This window comes from Actinomadura sediminis (assembly GCF_042675525.1).
In the GTDB taxonomy this organism is placed as follows: domain Bacteria; phylum Actinomycetota; class Actinomycetes; order Streptosporangiales; family Streptosporangiaceae; genus Spirillospora; species Spirillospora sediminis.
On record NZ_JBHTJA010000118.1, the window covers coordinates 1 to 18726 of the forward strand.

Annotated in this window: 17 protein-coding genes, 1 rRNA gene and 1 pseudogene; 16 read left to right on the forward strand and 3 right to left on the reverse strand. The window is 74.9% G+C overall.

What is annotated here, in order from left to right; genetic code table 11:
* The 4 genes from rrf to ACFQ11_RS32525 form a co-directional block, all read left to right on the forward strand.
* A 5S ribosomal RNA gene (gene rrf / locus ACFQ11_RS32510) occupies positions 1 to 90 on the forward strand; the annotation flags it as partial.
* A 923-nt stretch (positions 91 to 1013) separates the two neighbouring features.
* Complete coding sequence (locus ACFQ11_RS32515; RefSeq protein ID WP_378305736.1) at positions 1014 to 1925, forward strand: hypothetical protein; 912 nt, start codon at positions 1014 to 1016, stop codon at positions 1923 to 1925.
* A 145-nt stretch (positions 1926 to 2070) separates the two neighbouring features.
* Positions 2071 to 2286: a hypothetical protein gene (locus ACFQ11_RS32520; protein ID WP_378305738.1), complete on the forward strand. Its 216-nt coding sequence runs from the start codon at positions 2071 to 2073 to the stop codon at positions 2284 to 2286.
* Between the two features lie 710 nt (positions 2287 to 2996).
* Positions 2997 to 4160 carry an alkaline phosphatase PhoX gene (locus ACFQ11_RS32525; RefSeq protein WP_378305740.1) on the forward strand — a complete coding sequence of 388 codons (1164 nt, stop codon included), beginning with the start codon at positions 2997 to 2999 and terminating at the stop codon, positions 4158 to 4160.
* A 6-nt stretch (positions 4161 to 4166) separates the two neighbouring features.
* On the opposite strand, the gene ACFQ11_RS32530 is transcribed toward ACFQ11_RS32525, so the two are convergent.
* Positions 4167 to 5108 (reverse strand): MBL fold metallo-hydrolase, encoded by a 942-nt coding sequence (locus ACFQ11_RS32530; RefSeq protein ID WP_378305742.1) that lies wholly within the window; start codon positions 5106 to 5108, stop codon positions 4167 to 4169.
* A gap of 171 nt (positions 5109 to 5279) precedes the next feature.
* Here ACFQ11_RS32530 and ACFQ11_RS32535 point away from each other — a divergent pair, with 171 nt between their 5' ends.
* Positions 5280 to 5894 (forward strand): hypothetical protein, encoded by a 615-nt coding sequence (locus tag ACFQ11_RS32535; RefSeq protein WP_378305744.1) that lies wholly within the window; start codon positions 5280 to 5282, stop codon positions 5892 to 5894.
* A 68-nt stretch (positions 5895 to 5962) separates the two neighbouring features.
* Here the strand turns inward: ACFQ11_RS32535 and ACFQ11_RS32540 are convergent, their stop codons facing one another.
* Positions 5963 to 7324: a DUF1015 family protein gene (locus tag ACFQ11_RS32540; RefSeq protein ID WP_378305746.1), complete on the reverse strand. Its 1362-nt coding sequence runs from the start codon at positions 7322 to 7324 to the stop codon at positions 5963 to 5965.
* An 81-nt stretch (positions 7325 to 7405) separates the two neighbouring features.
* Between ACFQ11_RS32540 and ACFQ11_RS32545 the strand changes: the two genes are divergently transcribed.
* On the forward strand, positions 7406 to 7837 hold the full coding sequence (locus ACFQ11_RS32545; RefSeq protein WP_378305748.1) for a tetratricopeptide repeat protein: 432 nt from the start codon (positions 7406 to 7408) through the stop codon (positions 7835 to 7837).
* 59 nt (positions 7838 to 7896) lie between these two features.
* On the forward strand, positions 7897 to 8901 hold the full coding sequence (locus tag ACFQ11_RS32550) for an HAD-IIA family hydrolase (protein WP_378305750.1): 1005 nt from the start codon (positions 7897 to 7899) through the stop codon (positions 8899 to 8901).
* Here the strand turns inward: ACFQ11_RS32550 and ACFQ11_RS32555 are convergent.
* The gene (locus ACFQ11_RS32555; protein ID WP_378305752.1) at positions 8898 to 9239 is read right to left on the reverse strand and encodes an SCP2 sterol-binding domain-containing protein; all 342 of its coding nucleotides are present in this window, start codon (positions 9237 to 9239) and stop codon (positions 8898 to 8900) included. The genes ACFQ11_RS32550 and ACFQ11_RS32555 overlap by 4 nt on opposite strands.
* 115 nt (positions 9240 to 9354) lie before the next feature.
* On the opposite strand from ACFQ11_RS32555, the gene ACFQ11_RS32560 reads away from it, so the two are divergent.
* The 9 genes and pseudogenes from ACFQ11_RS32560 to ACFQ11_RS32600 all read left to right on the forward strand — a co-directional run.
* Positions 9355 to 9660: a hypothetical protein gene (locus ACFQ11_RS32560; protein WP_378305754.1), complete on the forward strand. Its 306-nt coding sequence runs from the start codon at positions 9355 to 9357 to the stop codon at positions 9658 to 9660.
* The gene (locus ACFQ11_RS32565) at positions 9657 to 10463 is read left to right on the forward strand and encodes a TlyA family RNA methyltransferase (RefSeq protein WP_378305756.1); all 807 of its coding nucleotides are present in this window, start codon (positions 9657 to 9659) and stop codon (positions 10461 to 10463) included. Before ACFQ11_RS32560 ends, ACFQ11_RS32565 begins: the two co-directional genes overlap by 4 nt.
* Positions 10464 to 10584: 121 nt before the next feature.
* Positions 10585 to 11466: pseudogene (locus ACFQ11_RS32570) on the forward strand (NAD kinase); the annotation flags it as partial.
* 226 nt (positions 11467 to 11692) lie between these two features.
* Positions 11693 to 13390: a DNA repair protein RecN gene (recN, locus tag ACFQ11_RS32575; protein ID WP_378305758.1), complete on the forward strand. Its 1698-nt coding sequence runs from the start codon at positions 11693 to 11695 to the stop codon at positions 13388 to 13390.
* Positions 13391 to 13544: 154 nt separating this feature from the next.
* Positions 13545 to 14783 carry a putative cytokinetic ring protein SteA gene (gene steA, locus ACFQ11_RS32580; RefSeq protein WP_378305760.1) on the forward strand — a complete coding sequence of 413 codons (1239 nt, stop codon included), beginning with the start codon at positions 13545 to 13547 and terminating at the stop codon, positions 14781 to 14783.
* Positions 14780 to 15736 carry a copper transporter gene (locus ACFQ11_RS32585; RefSeq protein WP_378305762.1) on the forward strand — a complete coding sequence of 319 codons (957 nt, stop codon included), beginning with the start codon at positions 14780 to 14782 and terminating at the stop codon, positions 15734 to 15736. Before steA ends, ACFQ11_RS32585 begins: the two co-directional genes overlap by 4 nt.
* A 4-nt stretch (positions 15737 to 15740) precedes the next feature.
* The gene (locus ACFQ11_RS32590; protein ID WP_378305764.1) at positions 15741 to 16727 is read left to right on the forward strand and encodes a hypothetical protein; all 987 of its coding nucleotides are present in this window, start codon (positions 15741 to 15743) and stop codon (positions 16725 to 16727) included.
* Between the two features lie 50 nt (positions 16728 to 16777).
* Positions 16778 to 18394, forward strand: coding sequence for a murein biosynthesis integral membrane protein MurJ (gene murJ, locus ACFQ11_RS32595; protein ID WP_378305766.1), 1617 nt, complete (start codon positions 16778 to 16780; stop codon positions 18392 to 18394).
* On the forward strand, positions 18387 to 18726 hold a 340-nt coding region (locus tag ACFQ11_RS32600; protein WP_378305768.1), incomplete at its 3' end, for a glycosyltransferase family 4 protein. The genes murJ and ACFQ11_RS32600, both read left to right, overlap by 8 nt.

The window sequence follows — 18726 nt, forward strand, 5'->3', positions numbered from 1 at the left end:
CCCGGTCCCATTCCGAACCCGGTAGTTAAGCCTCTCAGCGCCGATGGTACTGCATGGGAGACTGTGTGGGAGAGTAGGACGCCGCCGGACCTTTTTTTGGTCGAGGGTCGCCCCGATTGCCGGGGCGGCCCTCGACGCATGTCCGGCCTCGCCAAAGTAGGCTGCAAGGGTCAAGAGAACCACCATCAAGAACAGTGACGGACGTGATGAGCGCGGAAGAGGACGGCCGCAGCGACGACAACCGCGGGCGGCGGGGGAACAGCGGAGGGCGGAACACGCCCGGCCGTCGCGGGGGGAACGCGCGTGGAGGACCCGGTGGTCCCCGCTCCGGGAAGCCGCAGCAGGGACGGGGGCGTCCCGGCGCGGCCCGCGGGGATCGTGATGAGCGCCGGCCCGACCGTCCGTTCAAGCGTTCCGGTGACAGGCCGGGGACGGGCGGCGGATCGCGGGGACGGGACGAGGGCCGGTCCGATCGTCCGTACAAGGGATCCAGCGATCGTCGGCCCGGCGCCGGCTCGAGAGGGCGGGACGACCGTCCGTACAAGGGACAGGGCGACCGTCGAACCGATGCGGGTCCGAAGGCGCGGGACGAGCGACGGCCCGATCGCCCGTTCAAGCGTTCGGACGACCGGCGCCCGGGGTCCGGGGAGGGCCGCGGCGAGCGGCGTCCTGGAAAGTTCGAGCGGGACGATCGTCGGGGCGGCCCGCGGCGCGACGGGAAGTTCGGCGGTCGGCCCGGTGAGCGGCGCGAGCGTCCTCGGGACGGCGAGGGCCGCGACGCGCGGGGTCCCCGCTCGGGCGGCCAGGGGGAGCGCCGCTTCCAGGACCGTGACCGGCGTGGGCCGCGCGACGAGCGGCGCCCCGGCAACGGCAAGTTCGCGCGGGACGGCCGCACCGGTGACCGCGACAGGACGTTCAAGGGCCGGGGCCCCGGACGGCCGCAGGATTCGGACAGGCGGCCACCGCGGGAGCGCGTCGAGCGGGAGAAGCCGGCGCCGGCGCATGACGACCCGTTGCTGCCGGACGACGTCACCGGCGAGGAACTGGACGCGGAGGCGCGTGGCGGGCTGCGAAGCCTGCCGAAGGACCTCGCGGGCCGGGTCGCGCGTCACCTCGTGATGGCCGGGCGGCTCGCAGAGGACGACCCGGAGCTGTCGTACCGGCACGCGCGGGCCGCGCGGCGGCTCGCGTCCCGGGTCGGGATCGTCCGGGAGGCCGCCGGGATCGCGGCGTACCACGCGGGAGAGTGGGCGGAGGCGCTCGCCGAACTGCGGGCCGCGCGCCGGCTCGGCGCGGGCGACGACTCGTACCTGCCCGTGATGGTCGACTGCGAGCGCGGGCTCGGACGTCCGGAGCGGGCGCTCGACCTGGTCAAGTCCCCGGAGGCCGAACGGCTCGACGCCATGGGGCGCATCGAGCTGCGGATCGTCGAGTCGGGGGTCCGCCGGGACCTCGGCCAGTACGACGCGGCCGTGGTCGCGCTGCAGATCCCCGAGTTGCGGGACCGGAGGCTGCGGCCGTGGTCGGCGCGGCTGTTCTACGCCTACGCGGACGCTCTCGTAGAGGCGGGACGCGCGGAAGAGGCCATCGAGTGGTTCGCGCGTGCGGCGGCGGCCGACCGCGACGGCGATACCGACGCGGCCGAGCGGTACGCCGAACTGGACGGGCTCCTCATCTTCGACACCGAAGAGGAGGAGGCGGAGGTCGAGACGGTCGAAACCGAGGCCGAGCCCGCCGCGCCGACCGACATCGAGTTCAAGCCCGCCACCCCGGAGGAGTCGGCGGTGCCGGACGAGAACGCGCCGCAGGCGCCCGTCGTCTTCCTCGAGCCTGAGCAGCCGCAGGCCGAGCGGCCCGAGGAGGAGTCCGCCGGGGAGCCTCGCGGAGACGAGCCGTCCGAACGGGACCGTTCCGACGACGAGTAGGTCCGCCGGACGAACGCACGAAGCGGGCATGTCCGGGCTGCGCCGGTCGGAACGGAACCGCGTAGGCAACGCCCCCTGAAGCCGAGGGGACGAGGCGCGGGGTCGGGACGCGGCGTAGCCCGGGCGGCCGGTGACGGTGGCGCGGGTGTTCGGCTCGGCTCCGGCCGGACCGTCCACGCTCGTCTCGGCCCGGACCGTCCGGAGGGCGCTGTCGAACCCGGCGCCGACCGGCCGGGTGCGCGTGCCGCTGATCACCGGTGGTGAGCTGGACGCCACCACGGCGCCGCGGCTCACCGGGTTCCTGCCCGGGCTCGGCTGTTCGGCGCGCCTGCCGGCGGCGGTATCGAGTCCACGTGAATGATCCGGGCGCAGCACCGCCCCCGATGCCCGGCGGATCGGCGCACCGCTCGGCCCCCTGGCTGCGGGCCATCGGCCGCCCGTGGGCGTCGGTGCGGCCGTGCCTCCGCCGGGGGAGGCTCCCGGGGCTCGGCCACGTCGCTGCTTCGTCCCCAGCTCGCTGGCACCGACGCCGTCCTTGAACCCGGCCAGGTACGGCGCAGGCGGTGAGACGGGCGCCGGGTGTGCCGGGCCGGGCGAGGGCGGGCAGGCCTCGTTGAGTCGCGTGCGCTGGGTGTCAGCGTGAAACCGGCCGCGTTCCCCGTGGGGATCGGCGCCGTACGCCCCGGATCGTCCCTCCCGTACGCGCGCCGGTCATTCCCGCACGGCCCGCGTCGAGGCCGTGGTGCCGAAGTGCACCGCGTTGGCCCGCCGTACAAGGTCAGCCCCGGTGGCGGCGTCGCACACGGCGCCACAACCTCCTCCTCCGGCCGCCCGCTCCGGCGCTGGGAGCCAGGAAGCGGCCGGTGTTGCTGACCGCCGGCATTCGCCGGCGCTCGCGCTCGCGTCCATTGGGCTTTCGCTCCCTCCTCGCGCTCCGCGCCTCGTCGGCGGCGTCCGCGGGAGAGCGGTATTGACGGACGTGATCTTTCATTCGATAGTCACGGGACCGTTGCCGTTCGGGGGGATTCGTCGGGATATGTTCCCGGCGTTTTCCGACTCCTTGGGAGCATCATGTCCCTTGATCGACGCAAGTTCCTGTACGCCGCGGCGGCAGCCGGTGGTGCGGCCGCGCTCCCCGGGGCGCTGTGGCGCCGGGCGTTCGCCGACGGTCCCGCGCAGCCCGGCCCGAGCCCGTACGGGCCGCTGCGGGCGGCCGACGCGAACGGGCTGCAGCTTCCGGAAGGGTTCAGCGGCCGGGTCGTCGCGCGATCGCTGCAGCGGGTGGAGGGCACCCGGTACACGTGGCATCCGGCGCCGGACGGCGGCGCCTGCTTCCCCGACGGGGACGGCTGGATCTACGTGAGCAACTCGGAGGTTCCGGTCGTGGGCGGCGCGTCGGCCGTGCGTTTCGACGCGTCCGGCCGGGTGAGGTCGGCGTACCGGATCCTGAACGGGACGACGCTGAACTGCGCGGGCGGCGGGACGCCGTGGAACACGTGGCTGTCGTGCGAAGAGCACGACTGGGGCCTGGTGTTCGAGACCGATCCGCGCGGGGAGGCCGACGCGGTGGCGCGGCCCGCGATGGGGCGGTTCAAGCACGAGGCCGCGGCGTGCGACCCGGATCGGCGCGTCGTGTACCTCACCGAGGACCAGGGGGACGGCTGCTTCTACCGGTTCGTGCCCGAGACGTGGGGCGACCTGTCGGCCGGGACGCTGCAGGTGCTCGTCGGCTCCGGGCCCGGGGCCGTCCGGTGGGCGGACGTGCCGCGACCGGAGTTCTGGTGGACGCCGACACGGGACCAGGTCGACGGCGCGATGCGGTTCGACGGCGGCGAAGGCTGTCACTACAGCGACGGGACCTGCTACTTCACGACGAAGGGCGACGGGCGCGTGTGGGCGTACCGGGCGGCGGCCGAGCGGCTCGAGATCGTCTACGACGACGACCTGGTGAGCGGCGAGGCGCCGCTGACGGGCGTCGACAACGTGACCGCCTCGGCGTCCGGCGACCTCTACGTGGCCGAGGACGGCGGCAACATGGAGATCAACATCATCACCCCGGACGGGATCGTCGCGCCGGTGCTGCGGGTCGTGGGGCACGACGAGTCGGAGATCACCGGACCGGCGTTCAGCCCGGACGGGACGCGCCTGTACTTCTCGTCGCAGCGGGGCGAGAGCGGGTTCATCGGCGGAACGGACGGGCGGACGTACGAGGTCACCGGTCCGTTCCGCCGCTGACGCGCATCATGCGTGCCGGTCGAGGGCGTGCATGATCCCGGCGACGTTGCTCTCGGCGCTGCTGAGCACCTCGTACTTCGCGGCGATCTCCGGGTCGACGTCCGGACGGGACACGGCGTAGCGGTCGCGGGTGCGTTCCACGACCATCGCGACGGCGTGGTCCAGGTCGAGGCCCTGGTCGCGGGCGTCCTTGACGTGGTCGACCCAGACCCGCAGTTCCTCGGCGGAGCGTTCCAGCGTGTCCTCGACCTCGGTGACGGGCCCGTAGTGCGCGAACAGGAGCCGCTGCGGGCCCAGCGCCCGGAACTTGCCGAGGGACGCCAGCGTGGTGTCGAGGTCGAAGTCCGGCGGCGGCGTCGCGGGGCGCACGTCGGCCGTCTCGGGGATGTACACCCCCGCGGCGTCGCCGACGTACAGGTCGCCGGTCTGGGAGTCCATCAGCCCGACGTGGTGCTTGGCGTGGCCGGGGGAGTGGTGCGACTCGAGGCGCCGCCCGCCGCCGAGGTCGATCGTCCCGGTCTCCTCGACGGCGCGGATGCGGGCGGCGTCCGTCGGCTTCAGCTCGCCGAACAGCGTGTCGAGGCTGTCGCCGTACACCATCCGGGCGCTGCGCATGAGCCGGGACGGGTCCGCGAGGTGCCGGGCGCCCTTCTCGTGGACGACGACCTCGGCGCGCGGGTACATGCGCGCGATGTCGCCGACGCCGCCCGCGTGGTCGAGGTGGATGTGGGTGACGACGACGGTCGCCAGGTCGTCCGCGCCCACGCCGAGCTCCCGCAGCGCGGCCTCGACGACCGGGGCCGAGCCGGACGTCCCGGGCTCGACCAGGCACGGCCGGTCGCCCAGGATCAGGTACCCGGCGGTGATGCCGCTGTAGCCCGCCATCCGCGTGTCGATCTCGTACACGTCGCCGCCGAGCGGCGTGATCGTGGTCGTGGTGTCGTCCATCCGTCGATCATCGCTCCGGACGGCCGCTCCTGGCCAGTTCCCTATGACCGCCAGGTGAAGATCCATCCCTTTTTCCCGGCGGCGTCGGCGACCGCGTTGCTGTTCGCGGTGTGCGCCGGTTCCGCCGTCCGGACGTCGCCCATCGGAGTTCTGCCGGGAGCGCCCCTCGACGTGATCGGCGAGACCGCAAGACAGGTCGCCATCAGGGCCGACGACGGGCTCACCCGGTTCGGCTCCGTTACCCGGACCGAGCGGAACCGGCTGTGGGAGGCGATGCTCCCGATGAAGGACGATGGGCCCGCGGGCGCGCTTTCCGAGGCCTTCGGGCCGGCCGTCGGGCCTTACGGCGAGGTGCTGAAGCACCTGCTGAAGGAAGGGGAGTTCGACGATGAGGGGTGCACGGCGGCGCGGTCGACTCCTGGGCGGATCAGGGCCCTGGGGCCGGCCGCCGGTGGCTCGCCCACCGCGCTGGCCATATGGGAGGACCTCAGGTGGCGCTCCGTCGTCGACGAGACCATCGTCCATTTGCCCGCAGCGGAGGCGGAACGGGTGATGGCGCGGCGGATATCCGAGGACTGTCACGCCTATGAGAGGCCGGACGGCCTGCGGGCCGAACTGTACGCCGACAACGTGACGGAGAAGCCCGGCCGCAGCCGCCGCGTCACGATCTTCACGCTCACCGCGGATAACGGGGAATGGAGGTTCGAGTACCAGAGCATGACGCGCATCGGCGACTACGTGGTGCTGCTCAACGTCTCCCCCCACCGACCTCATGAGACCCGATGACCATGACGCGCTCGTCGAGGAGGCGGAGGAGCACGCGATGGCCGCGCTGGCTTGATGGGCGCCGCGGGTCACAGTTCCGTTCCGAGGAGGCGGAGGACGAGGCCGGTGCGGGGTTTCGGGCCGAAGGACGTGGACTTGCGGGGGACGCGTTCGCCCCGGTCCGCGACGGCGAGGACGTCCTCCACGCGCAGCGGGTTGAGCACGACCGCGGTGCCGCCCGTCCGGCGGGCGCGGTCGATCGCGGCGGACGGGTCGTCGTGCACGACCTCGATCGCGTTCTCGTTCGCGGGCACGTTCCAGGCGTCCTCGATCAGCAGGTGGTCGAGGACGGCCGTGTCGAGGCGGCGCCACTGCGGCGAGTGGTCGGACGGCATGACGCGGGCGAGCGCGCCCGGGTCGGGGTCGGTGAGCAGGCGCGGAACGTCGCCGCCGCCGAGCAGGAACGCGGGGCGCGGCGCGGCGGCGAGCGCGCGGACGGCGGTGTCGTCGTCGGGCAGGTCGGTGACGCGGAACACCTTGCGGGCGCGGTCGGCGGCGTCGTCGGGGCGGAGGCCCGGCAGGACGCGGTGGATGGCGCCCAGGTGCGGCGGGTAGCGGGTGGAGTCGACGAGGAGGGCGAGGCCGCGGTCCCACGGGCCCGCCCCGTGGCCGGCGGCGCGGTGGCGGGCCTGCAGGGCGCGGTAGGTGGCGTAGCGGTGGTGGCCGTCGGCGATGAGGGCGCGGCGTCCGCGCAGGTCGGCGGCGACGCGGTCGTGCAGGGAGGGGTCGGTGACGCGCCAGAGCCGGTGCGTGCGGCCGTCGGCGGCGATCTCCAGCAGAGGATCGGCGCGGGCGGCGTCGTCGACGATGCGCGCGGCGTCCGCGCCGCCCTCGTAGACCAGGAAGATCGGCTCCAGGTTGGCCTCGGTGGCCGCCATCAGGGCGAGCCGGTCGCGGACCGGGCCGGGGAAGACGTCCTCGTGGGGCAGCACGGTCCGGTCGGCTTCCGCGCGGACGCCGAGGCCGCCGATGAGGCCGCGTTGCAGGACCGTCCCGTCCCGCGACGCCTCGTAGACGTACAGGGCGGGTTCGGGGTCGATCGCGAGGGCGCCGTCGGCGAGCCAGCGGCGGAGGGTGCGTCCGGCGTCGGCGTAGCCCTCTCCGGTGGCGCGCGGCATGTTCAGCCGCACGATGTTGTGCCCGCCGCTCGCCAGCAGCCGCCGGACGGCCGTGTCGTCGATCAGGTCGTAGGGCGGGGTGGTGACGGCGGCGAGGTCCCCGGCGACCTCCGGGACGAACCGGACGCCGCGGAACGGCGCGAGTTCGAGGCCGCCGGACGGGCCGGAGGCGAACCCCGCCGAGCCGAAGACGCGGGCGCTGAACTCCTCGGGCCCGATGTCGTCGGGGATGCCCGGGATGTCGCCCGGGGGTTCGTCCACGGTGTCGTCCACCGGGTGCATGGTAATCGCCGGGAGGCGGTCCGGGTTCCAGTGGGTACGTTCAAAGGGGCGTATGTGCGAGGGGAGGTCCACGTGAGTGTTCAAGGACCGGGCAGGCCGGACGATTCCCCCGGCGAGGATCTCGCCGCCCCCGCGGGCGGCGTCTACGAGTGGTACACGCGAGGGCTCGAGCTGCTGCGGGCGGGCAGCGCGGGGGCGGCGCTGCAGTTGCTGACGCGGGCGGCCGAGGCGGAGCCGGGGTCGCACAGCATCCGGGAGGCGCTCGGGCGGGCGCAGTTCGGGGCGCGGCAGTTCGGGGCGGCGGCCGAGAGCTTCCAGAGCATCGTCGAGGAGGAGCCCGCCGAGGACTACGCGCGGTTCGGGCTCGGCCTGTCGCTCAGCCGGATGGGCGACTTCGAGGGCGCGGTGCAGCAGCTGGCGCTGGCCGCGGCGATGCGGCCGGGGAACAAGGACTACGAGCGCGAGCTCCGGCACGCCCGCGCCACCCTCGAGGCCCGACGGTGACTACCGGCGAGTAGCCCCGCACCGTACGATCGTCCGGGTGTCCGACCGGAGGGAGTGCGATGAAGGGCAGTGAACGTCCGCTGTGCGAGGTGTACGACGTCGCCCTGCTGGACCTGGACGGTGTCGTCTACATCGGCCGCCGGCCCGTCCCGGCGGCGGCCGAGGCGGTGGCCAAGGCCCGCGCGGCGGGGCAGCGCACGGCGTTCGTCACCAACAACGCCTCCCGGACGCCGTCGGCGGTCGCGGCGCTGCTCACCGAGGTCGGCGTGCCGGCCGCGCCGGACGACGTGGTGACGTCGGCGCAGGCGGCGGCGCGGCTGCTGGCCGAGCGGCTCCCGGCGGGCGCCGAGGTGCTGGTCGTCGGCGGGATGGGGCTGCGGCACGCCCTGTACGGCGAGGGCCTGCGCCCGGTGTCGGTGGCCTCCGGGCGGACGGCGGCGGTGGTGCAGGGCTACGATCCGGGACTCGGGTACGGGCTGTTCGCGCAGGGCGGGATGGCGGTCGCGCGGGGCGCGCTGTTCGTCGGGTCGAACGGCGACCTGACGCTCCCGGGCGGCGACGGCCCGCCGCATCCGGGGAACGGGTCGCTGCTGCGGGTGATCGAGAGCGCGACCGGCGTCGCGCCGATCGTCACGGGCAAGCCGGAACGGCCGCTGCACCGCGAGTCGATCCGGCGGACGGGCGCGCGGCGGCCCCTCGTCGTCGGGGACCGGCTCGACACCGACATCGAGGGCGCGCACAACGGCGGCGCCGACAGCATGCTGGTGCTCACCGGGGTGACCGACCCCCTCGGCGCCCTGACCGCGCCGCCGCACCGCCGCCCGTCCTACCTGGCGCCCGACCTGACGGGCCTGCTCGTCCCGCACCCCGAGGCGGTCGTGGCGGGGGACGTGCATCGCTGCGGCGGCTGGACGGTGCGGCGGGACGGCGACGCGTTCGCCGTCGGCGGCTCCGGCGACCCCTACGACGGCCTCCGCGCGCTGGCGTCCGCCGCCTGGAGCACCGCGGAGCCGCCGCCCGCGGACGGTCTCGCCGGGGCGCTGCGGGCGATCGGGCTCGGCTAGAGGAGCCTGCGGAGCCGCAGCAGGTCGCCGATGCTCGCCTCGATCTTGAGGCGGCCGGTGGCCCACGCCCTCGCCGGGTTCAGCTCGTCGTCGGCGAGCGCCACCAGGTCGTCGCTGCCGACCGTCAGCCTGACCTGCGCGCTCCCCGGGTCGTCGTCCGGCCGGACCTGGTCGAGGCCGTCCGCGTGCAGGCGGGTCCGGTAGGCCACGCCGAGGTCGGGGACGCGGCAGCTGATCGTCCGTTCGACGACGTGCTCGGCGAGCCGGTCGGCGTCCACCTCCGCGATACGCGCGACGATCTTGTCCAGCGCCGCCCGGCAGTCCTGCTCGTTCGCCATGGTCAGGCCGTTCCCCGTTTCCGTCCGCAACGATCGTGTCAGTGGGACGGTAGCGTTCTGACCGAGCCCGGGGCGACTCCAGGCGCGCCGGGGAAGTTGCAGGGAGGTAAAGGTGATGTCCGACGAGGCCGCGGAGGCCGCGCCGGCGGCGGAACCGCCGCCGGAACCGGAGTTCCCGGCGGCGCCGCCGCCCGAACCCACCGGCGACCCGCGCGTGGACGCCGTCCTCGCCCGGCTCGGCGACCTGGCCGGACGGCCGGTCCCCGAGCACGTGGCGGTGTTCGAGGACGTCCACCGGAGCCTCCAGGAGCTGCTCATCTCCGCCGAGAGCGCCCCCGAGGGCGGGACGGACGACGCGGGCCGCCCCGCGCCGCCGCGGCCCCGGCCCGCGTTCCCCGACGCCCTGCGCCCCCGGGCATGAGCGCACGCCGGCGGCTGGACGCCGAACTGGTGCGGCGCGGTCTCGCGCGGTCGCGGGAGCACGCGACGCAGCTGATCGGCGACGGGCGGGTCCGCGTCGGCGGGCAGCGCGCCGCCAAGGCCGCGACGCAGGTGGAGACCGGCGCCGCGATCGTGGTGGACGAGGCCGGGACCGGGCCCGAGTACGTCTCGCGCGGCGGGCACAAGCTCGCCGGCGCGCTGGCGGCGTTCCCCGGCCTCGCGGTCGCGGGCCGCCGCTGCCTGGACGCCGGAGCCTCCACCGGCGGATTCACCGACGTGCTGCTGCGCGCCGGCGCCGCGCACGTCTTCGCCGTGGACGTCGGGTACGGGCAGATCGCGTGGTCGCTGCGGACCGACGACCGCGTCACGGTGCTCGAGCGGGTGAACATCCGAGACCTGGAGCCCGCGATGCTGGGCGGCGGGCCGCCGCCCGACCTCGTCGTGGGCGACCTGTCGTTCATCTCCCTCAAGCTGGTCCTGGAGCCGGTGCGGCGCTGCGCCGCGCCCGACGCGGACTACGCCGTCATGGTGAAGCCGCAGTTCGAGGTCGGCAAGGACCGCGTCGGCGCGGGCGGCGTCGTGCGCGAACCGGAGCTGCGCGCGGACGCCGTGCGCGGCGTCGCGGCGCACGCGGCCACCCTCGGCCTGGGCGTGCGCGGGGTGACCGCGAGCCCGCTGCCCGGCCCGTCCGGCAACGTCGAGTACTTCCTGTGGCTGCGGGCGGGCGCCCCGGCCCTGGACGAGGACGCCCTCGCGAAGGCCGTCGCGGAGGGCCCGCAGTGAGCGCCCGGGCGGCGCGGAACGTCACGGAAACGGTACGGACGGCCGAACCGGGAACGCCGGGTACGGGGACGTTCGTCAACACGTCGGTACATCTCGGCGCGGCGGGGAGTGGGGCGAGAGCATGAGCACGAGGTCGGTGCTGGTCGTGGCGCACACCGGGCGGCCCGAGGCGGTCCGCAGCGCCCAGCTGGTGATCGAGCGGCTGTCCCAGGCCGGCATCGCGGTGCGGGTGCTGGCGGACGAGGCCGACGACATCGGCTGCCGGGGCGTGCAGGTCATGCCGCACGCGACGGCCGCCGAGGGCGCCGAGGTCGTCGTGGTGCTGGGCGGGGACGGGACGCTGCTGCGCGCCGCCGACCTGACCCGCGCGGCCGGGACGCCGCTGCTGGGCGTCAACCTCGGGCACGTGGGCTTCCTCGCGGAGGCCGAGCGCGAGGACCTCGCCGCCACCGTCGACCGGGTGTGCACCCGCCAGTACGAGGTCGAGGAGCGGATGACGATCGACGTCACCGTCCGCCGCAACGGCACGGTGATGGGCACCACGTGGGCGCTGAACGAGGCGAGCATCGAGAAGTCCGAGCGGGAACGGATGCTGGAGGTCGTCGCCGAGATCGACGGCCGCCCGCTGTCGAACTGGGGCTGCGACGGCGTGGTGTGCGCCACGCCCACCGGGTCGACGGCGTACGCGTTCTCGGCGGGCGGGCCCGTCGTGTGGCCGGAGGTCGAGGCGATGCTCGTCGTGCCGATCAGCGCGCACTCGCTGTTCGCCCGCCCGCTGGTGGTGTCGCCCCGCTCGTCCGTCGCGGTGGAGGTGCTGGCCGACACGCCCGGCGCGGTCCTGTGGTGCGACGGGCGCCGCACCCTCGACCTGCCGCCCGGCGCGCGGGTGGAGGTGCGGCGCGGCGCCGAGCCGGTGCGGCTGGCGCGGCTCCACCTCACCCCCTTCACCGACCGGCTGGTCACCAAGTTCGGCCTGCCGGTGACGGGCTGGCGCGGCCGCGTCCGGCAGCCCGCGCATCCGACGCCCCCCACCGAGGACCGGCAGGTCATGCGGGTTCCGGACGGGTGCGGCGACGGCCCGCCGGACCCGTCCGGCGGCGCGCCCGGCGGCGGCCGTCCGGACGGCGCCCCCGGAGCGCCCGGGGAGGCGGCAGGGGAGCAGAAGGGATAATCTCCACAGGCGCCGATCGGGGAATCGTTTGCGGAGGGTTGTGACGCTGGTGCGTCCGATGGTCGATGAGGTGCGGATTCAGGGCCTCGGGGTGATCGACGAGGCCGTGCTCGATCTGTCGCCGGGTTTCAACGTCGTCACGGGGGAGACCGGGGCCGGAAAGACGATGGTGGTCACCAGCCTGGGGCTGCTGTTCGGGGGGCGGGCCGACCCGCAGCGGGTCCGGCCGGGAGCCGACCGGGCCACCATCGAGGGCCGGATCGTGGTCGACCCCGGCGGCCGGGTCGTCGAGCGCGTCGAGGAGGCCGGCGGCGAGCTGGACGACGGCGCGCTGATCGTCACCCGGTCGGTGTCGGCGGAGGGCCGCTCCAGGGCGTTCCTCGGCGGCCGGTCCGTCCCGGTCAGCCTGCTGATCAACCTCGCCGACGACCTGGTCGCCGTGCACGGGCAGTCCGACCAGCAGCGGCTGCTGCAGACCGCGCGGCAGCGCGCCGCCCTCGACCGGTACGCGGGCGGGTCGCTCACCAAGCCGATGCGCGCCTACACGAAGACCTACCAGCGGCACCGGAAGGTCGCGGCGCTGCTCGAGGAGATCACCACGCGGGCGCGCGAGCGCGCGCAGGAGGCCGAGATGCTCCGGTTCGGCCTGGAGGAGATCGAGAAGGCCGACCCCCGCGAGGGCGAGGACGTCGAGCTGGCCGCCGAGGAGGAGCGCCTCGGGCACGCCGACGCGCTGCGCGGCGCCGCCGACACCGCCCACGAGGCGCTGCTCGGCGACCCGGCGGCGGCGTTCGAGGCCGCGAACGTCACGGGCCTGCTCGGGCAGGCACGCAACGCGCTGGACGCCGTCCGCGAGCACGACCCGGAGCTGGCGGCGCTCGCCGACCGGCTCGCCGAGGCCGGCTACCTGATCTCCGACGTCGGCACCGACCTGGCGGCCTACGCCGAGTCCGTGGACGCCGACCCCGCGCGGCTCGCGGTCGTCCAGGAGCGGCGCGCCGAGCTGACGGCGCTGACCCGCAAGTACGGGGAGAGCCTCGCCGAGGTGCTGGAGTGGTCGCGGCGGTCGGCGGCGCGGCTCACCGAGCTGGAGGGCGACGACGACCGGATCGAGGAGCTGACGGCCGAGCACGCCGAGCTGACCGAGCGGCTCGCCGCCGAGGCCGCCGAGCTGACCGCCGTCCGGACCCGCGCCGCCGAACGGTTCTCCGCCGCCGTCACCGACGAGCTGACCGCCCTCGCGATGCCGCACGCCCGCGTCGAGGTCACCGTGACCGCGGCCGGCGACTACGGCCCGCACGGCGTGGACGAGGTGGAGGTGCGGCTCGCGCCGCACCCGGGGTCGCGGCCGCTGCCGCTGCACAAGGGCGCCTCGGGCGGCGAGCTGTCGCGCGTGATGCTGGCGATCGAGGTGGTGTTCGCGGGCGCCGACCCCGTTCCCACGTTCGTGTTCGACGAGGTCGACGCGGGCGTCGGCGGCAAGGCGGCCGTCGAGATCGGCCGCCGGCTGGCCCGGCTGGCCCGCAACGCGCAGGTGATAGTCGTCACGCACCTGCCGCAGGTCGCCGCGTTCGCCGACCAGCACCTGCTGGTGGAGAAGTCCGACGACGGCACCGTCACCAGCAGCGGCGTCACCGCCCTCGACCGCGAAGGCCGGGTGCGGGAGCTGTCCCGGATGCTCGCCGGGCTGGAGGACTCCGAGCTCGGCCGCGCCCACGCCGAGGAACTGCTCGCGATGGCCGCGGACGAACGGTGACCGAACCAGGGCGTCCCCGGGCGCGTCATAGACGTCGAGGGTGCGGTACGCGCCTCGACGAAGCCCCAAAGACTACAGAGGGTGCGGGAACGGACACGCCTGGACGTTCGTCCTTACCGTCGTTCGCGCCCGTGCTCTGGCAGGATGGCAAGCGATGAACGACCCGACACCCACCACCGAGCGTCGCGCCGGTCTCGCCCAGCGGCTGCCGCGCCGCGTGCTCGCGCTGGGCCGCGGCCGCGACGACGGGCGGCAGGGGGTCAGCGCCACCGTCCGCCTCGACCGCCGCACCAAGAACCTCACCAAGCGGCTGCAGCCCGGCGACGTCGCCGTCATCGACCACGTCGACCTCGACCGGGTCAGCGCGGAGGCGCTGGTGTCGTGCCAGGTCGGTGCGGTCGTCAACGTCGCGCCCAGCATTTCCGGGCGCTATCCGAACCTCGGCCCGCAGATCCTGGTCGAGGCCGGGATCCCGCTGGTCGACGACGTCGGCCCGGAGATCTTCACCAAGCTGCAGGAGGGCGACCAGGTCCGCATCGAGGACTGCACCGTCTTCCGCGGCGACGAGGTCGTCACCAAGGGCATGGCGCAGACCGCCGAGACCGTCGACGCCGCCCTCGTCGAGGCCAAGGCCGGGCTGTCCACGCAGCTCGAGGCGTTCGTCGCCAACACGATGGAGTACGTCAAGCGCGAGCGCGACCTGCTCATCGACGGCGTCGGCGTCCCCGAGGTGCGGACGAAGCTGAACGGGCGGCACGCGCTGATCGTCGTCCGCGGCTACCACTACCGCGAGGACATCGCCACCCTGCGGCCCTACATCCGCGAGTACCGGCCGGTGCTCATCGGCGTCGACGGCGGCGCCGACGCGCTGCTGGAGGCCGGCTACCGCCCCGACATGATCGTCGGGGACATGGACTCGGTCTCCGACGACGCGCTGACCTGCGGCGCGGAGATCGTCGTGCACGCCTACCGGGACGGCCGGGCGCCCGGCCTCAAGCGGGTGCAGGAGCTCGGGCAGGACGCCATCACCTTCCCGGCCACGGCCACCAGCGAGGACTGCGCGATGCTCCTCGCCGACGAGAAGGGCGCCTCGCTCATCGTCGCGGTCGGCACGCACGCCAACATGGAGGAGTTCCTCGACAAGGGCCGTGCGGGCATGGCGAGCACGTTCCTCACCCGGCTGCGGGTCGGCAGCAAGCTCGTCGACGCCAAGGGCGTCAGCAGGCTCTACCGCAGCCGCATCTCCACCTGGTCGCTGCTGTTCCTCGTCCTCGGCGCGCTCGTCGCCATCGTCACCGCCGTCGCCACGTCGCCGGCGGGAGGCGTCATCGGCCCCTTGCTGGCCGATCGCTGGCACGCCTTCGTCTTCTGGCTCACCGGACTCTTCTCGTGATCGATTTCCGATACCACCTCGTCTCCATCGTCGCGATCTTCCTCGCGCTCGCGCTCGGCATCGTGCTGGGCTCCACCACCCTGTCGAACTCGGTCAGCGAGACCCTGCGCGAGCAGGCCAACTCCGCCGCCGACAGCGCCCAGCAGGCCCGGGAGGAGCAGCGCAAGCTGAACCACAAGGTCCAGGGCCAAGAGCAGTTCGCCGGGGTGCTGGCCCCGCAGATCGTCGAGAACCGCCTCAAGGGCCAGTCCGTGGTCCTGGTCGAGACGCCCGGTGCGGGCGACGACAGCATCGAGCGGGTCGGCGAGCTGGTGAAGAACGCCGGTGCCGCCGTCACCGGCCGCGTCACCGTCCAGAAGAAGCTCCTGGACGACGACCAGCGCGCCACCGTCGACGCGCTCGCCGGCCGGCTGAAGGCCGAAGGGGTCGAGTTCCCCGCGGACGCCGGCACCTACGACAAGGCGGGCGCCGTGCTGGCGAGCGCGCTCGTCACCCGCGACCCGGCCGAGGCCGGCCGCGAGGACGCCGCGACCGGGGCCGTCCTCGGCGCGTTCACCGAGGCCGGGTACGTCACCACGACCGGCGAGCCGGGCCGCCGCGCGACCCTGGCCGTCATGGTCGCCCCGGCCGCCGCCTACGCCTACGAGGGCGGCGACCACGACAACGAGGCGCTGATCTCGCTGGCCTCCGCCCTCGACGCCGCCGGAAGCGGTACCGTCGTGGGCGGCCCGCCGCCCGCCGCGAGCGACGGCGGGCTGATCGCGGCGCTGCGCGACTCCGACACCGCCGAGTCGGTCTCCACCGTCGACATCGTGGACACCGTCTCCGGGCAGGTCGTGGCGATCCTGGCGCTGCAGAAGGAGCTGAGCGGCGAGTCCGGGCAGTACGGGACGGGCGCCGGGGTGAGCGGCTACCTGCCCTCGCCCGCGCCCACGGCGGGGAAGAGCGGGTGACCTGATGGACGGCAGGGGCACGGCGGGACGCACCGGCGCGGCACGCGGGATCCTGCGGACGGCGGCCGGCGCGGCGCTCGGCGCCGTCGCGGCCCGCGCCGCCTACACGGCGCTGACCCGCCGCCCCCCCGGCCTGAACGGCGCCCCGGGCGCGGAGGTCTGGGGCCGCACGAACCATCGCGGCGAGCCCGTCACCCTGCTGGAGGGCCCCGCGTTCGTGGCGGCCGCCGTCGTGGGCGGCCTCCTCGCCCCCGGCCTCGGGTCCGGGCCGGGCGGCCGGACGCCCGCCGCCGCGCTGCTGTCGGCCGACGGCTCCGCCGTCCTCGGCGGCTACGACGACCTGACGGGCTCGGGCACGTCCCGCGGCTTCAAGGGCCACCTCGGCGCCCTCGCCCGCGGTGAGGTCACCAGCGGCGCCGTGAAGATCCTCGGGATCGGCGCGACCGGCCTGGCCGCCGCCGCGACCGCCGGGTCCCCGGCGCCGACCCGCACCGGCCGCGCGTTCGACACCCTGGTCAACGGCGCGCTCGTCGCCGGGAGCGCCAACCTGATGAACCTGTTCGACCTGCGTCCCGGCCGCGCCGTCAAGGTCGGGCTGATCACCGGGGCGCCGCTGGCGCTGACGTCCGCCGGGTCCGCGGTGGTCGCCGCGCCGCTCGGCGCCGCCGCCGCGCTCCTCCCCGAGGACCTCGCCGAACGGGCGATGCTCGGCGACACCGGAGCCAACGCCCTCGGCGCGCTGCTCGGCCTCGCCGCCGCCCGCCTCGGCCGGGGCCCGCGCCTCGCCGTGCTCGCCGCCGTCGTCGGGCTGAACGCCGCCAGCGAGAAGATCAGCTTCACCAAGGTGATCCGGGACACGCCGGTGCTGCACCGCATCGACATGCTCGGCCGCCGCCCCGTCCCCGAAGCCGCCGGAGCGGCCGCGAACGCGGCGGTGCCGCCGCAGGCCGGTTCCGTGGAGGACGGCGCGCCCGCCGCCGACGCGGTGTAGGCGGGCGCCCCCCTTTCCGACGTGACCCCGCATCCCAGAGAACGCCGAGCATGCCCCCGTCCCTGCGCCGCCTGACCGGCGGCATCGCCGGGGCCGCCCTCGTCATCGCGATCATCACGGTCCTGTCCCGGCTCGCCGGGTTCGGCCGGACGTACGCGCTGTCGCAGACCGTCACCACGTCGTGCCTCGGGCAGGCGTACTCGACCTCGACGATGTTCCCGCTGATCGTGTACGAGATCGTCGCGGGCGGCGCCCTCACCAGCATGGTCGTGCCGGTGCTGGCCGGGGCCGCCGACCGCGGTGACCGGGAGGAGGTACGGCGGACCGGGTCGGCGCTGCTGACCTGGGTCGTCCTGCTGACGGTGCCGCTGTCGGCGGTGATGGCCCTGGCCGCCCGCCCCATCGTCGGGTTCATCGCCGACGAGCGGATGCCGGGCTGCGACGGCGGGCAGATCGTCGACGTCGCCGCCACCATGCTCGCGATCACCGCGCCGCAGATGGTGATGTACGCGGTGGCGGTCGTCTTCTACGGGCTGCTGCAGTCGCACCGCCGGTTCGTCGCGCCCGCTCTGGCGCCGCTGATTTCGAGCATCGTCGTGATCGGCGCGTACCTGGCGTTCGCGCCGCTCGGCCGCGCCTACGTCAACGATCTGGAGCATCTGCCGCGTTCGGCGGAGCTGACCCTGGCCATCGGGACCGCGCTCGGCGCGGTGGCCATGGCCGCCACGGCCGGGATCGCGGCCCGGCGGCTGCGGCTGGGGCTGCGGCCCGCACTGCGCTTCCCCGACGGGGTGGCGGCGCGGGTGCGGCGACTCGCCGCCGCCGGGATCGCCACGGTCGCGGCGCAGCAGCTGTCGACGCTGCTGGTGATGACGCTGAGCTGGCAGGGGACGCGCGGGGCTCTGAACAACTACCAGTACGCGTGGGCGGTCTACCTGCTGCCGTGGGCGGTCCTGGTCGTGCCGATCGCCACGAGCGCGTTCCCGATCCTGTCGGCGCGCGGCGGCGCGGACGAGCGGGAGCGGTTCGACGCCGTCACCTCGTCGACGACCCGGGCGGTGCTCCTGGTGTCGTGCGCGGGAGCCGCGTCGCTCGCCGCCGTCGCGCTTCCGATCTCCGTGTTGTTCAACCCGGGTGAACCCGCCCAGCAGGACGTCTTGTCGCGCGCCGTCCTGGCCTTCGCGCCCGGACTGCTCGGCTACGGGATCGTCGCCCACGTCGGGCAGCGCGTCCTGTACGCCTGCGACCGCGGCCGGGCGGCGGCCGCGGTCGTGGTGGCGGGCTGGGGGACGGTGATGGCCGCCGATCTGCTCCTGGTCCACCTGGTGGACCGGGCGTGGGTCGTCGCGGCGCTCGGCGCCGGGAACGCCATCGGGATGACGCTGTCCGGGGCGCTGCTGCTCGCGCTGCTCGCGCGGGTGCGCGGGCGCGCCGCGCTGCGGGGCGTCCCGCGCGCACTCGAGGCCGGGGTCGCGGGCGGCGCCGGGGGCGGCGCCGCCGGATACGCCGTCACCGCGCTGATCGGGGCCGGGAGCCAGGTGGCGGCGGTCGGCTCCGCGGTCGCGGCGGTCGCCGTCGCCGCCGCGGTATTCGTGATCATCGTGTTCGTCATCGACGGCCGGGACCTGCGGGCCGTCCTCACCAGGAAGGTCGGGCCGGATGCCTGAGTACGAGATGCGGCCGCCCGCGGACGAGGCGGGCCTGGACGGGCTGCGGGTCGCGCTCGTCCTCGGGACGGCGGCGGGCGGCGTCGGCCGGCACGTGCGGTCGGTCGCGGCCGGGCTCGCCGAGCGCGGCGCGCGGGTGGTGGTGTGCGGGCCCGCCGACACCGAGGACAGGTTCGGGTTCGCGCGGCCGGGCGTCCGGTTCGCGGCCGTGGACCTCGCCGACCGGCCCCGCCCGCTGCGGGACGCGAAGGCCGTGGGGCGGCTGCGGACGCTGCTGCGCGGCGCGGACGTCCTCCACGCGCACGGGCTGCGGGCGGGCGCGTTCGCGGCGG

Excerpts from the sequence above, each read along its gene's own strand:
- ACFQ11_RS32525 (WP_378305740.1), top strand. The coding sequence starts at position 2,997 with ATGTCCCTTGATCGACGCAAGTTCCTGTACGCCGCGGCGGCAGCCGGT.
- ACFQ11_RS32530 (WP_378305742.1), bottom strand. The coding sequence starts at position 5,108 with ATGGACGACACCACGACCACGATCACGCCGCTCGGCGGCGACGTGTAC.
- ACFQ11_RS32550 (WP_378305750.1), top strand. The coding sequence starts at position 7,897 with ATGAAGGGCAGTGAACGTCCGCTGTGCGAGGTGTACGACGTCGCCCTG.
- ACFQ11_RS32555 (WP_378305752.1), bottom strand. The coding sequence starts at position 9,239 with ATGGCGAACGAGCAGGACTGCCGGGCGGCGCTGGACAAGATCGTCGCG.
- ACFQ11_RS32560 (WP_378305754.1), top strand. The coding sequence starts at position 9,355 with ATGTCCGACGAGGCCGCGGAGGCCGCGCCGGCGGCGGAACCGCCGCCG.
- ACFQ11_RS32565 (WP_378305756.1), top strand. The coding sequence starts at position 9,657 with ATGAGCGCACGCCGGCGGCTGGACGCCGAACTGGTGCGGCGCGGTCTC.
- recN (WP_378305758.1), top strand. The coding sequence starts at position 11,693 with ATGGTCGATGAGGTGCGGATTCAGGGCCTCGGGGTGATCGACGAGGCC.
- steA (WP_378305760.1), top strand. The coding sequence starts at position 13,545 with ATGAACGACCCGACACCCACCACCGAGCGTCGCGCCGGTCTCGCCCAG.
- ACFQ11_RS32590 (WP_378305764.1), top strand. The coding sequence starts at position 15,741 with ATGGACGGCAGGGGCACGGCGGGACGCACCGGCGCGGCACGCGGGATC.
- murJ (WP_378305766.1), top strand. The coding sequence starts at position 16,778 with ATGCCCCCGTCCCTGCGCCGCCTGACCGGCGGCATCGCCGGGGCCGCC.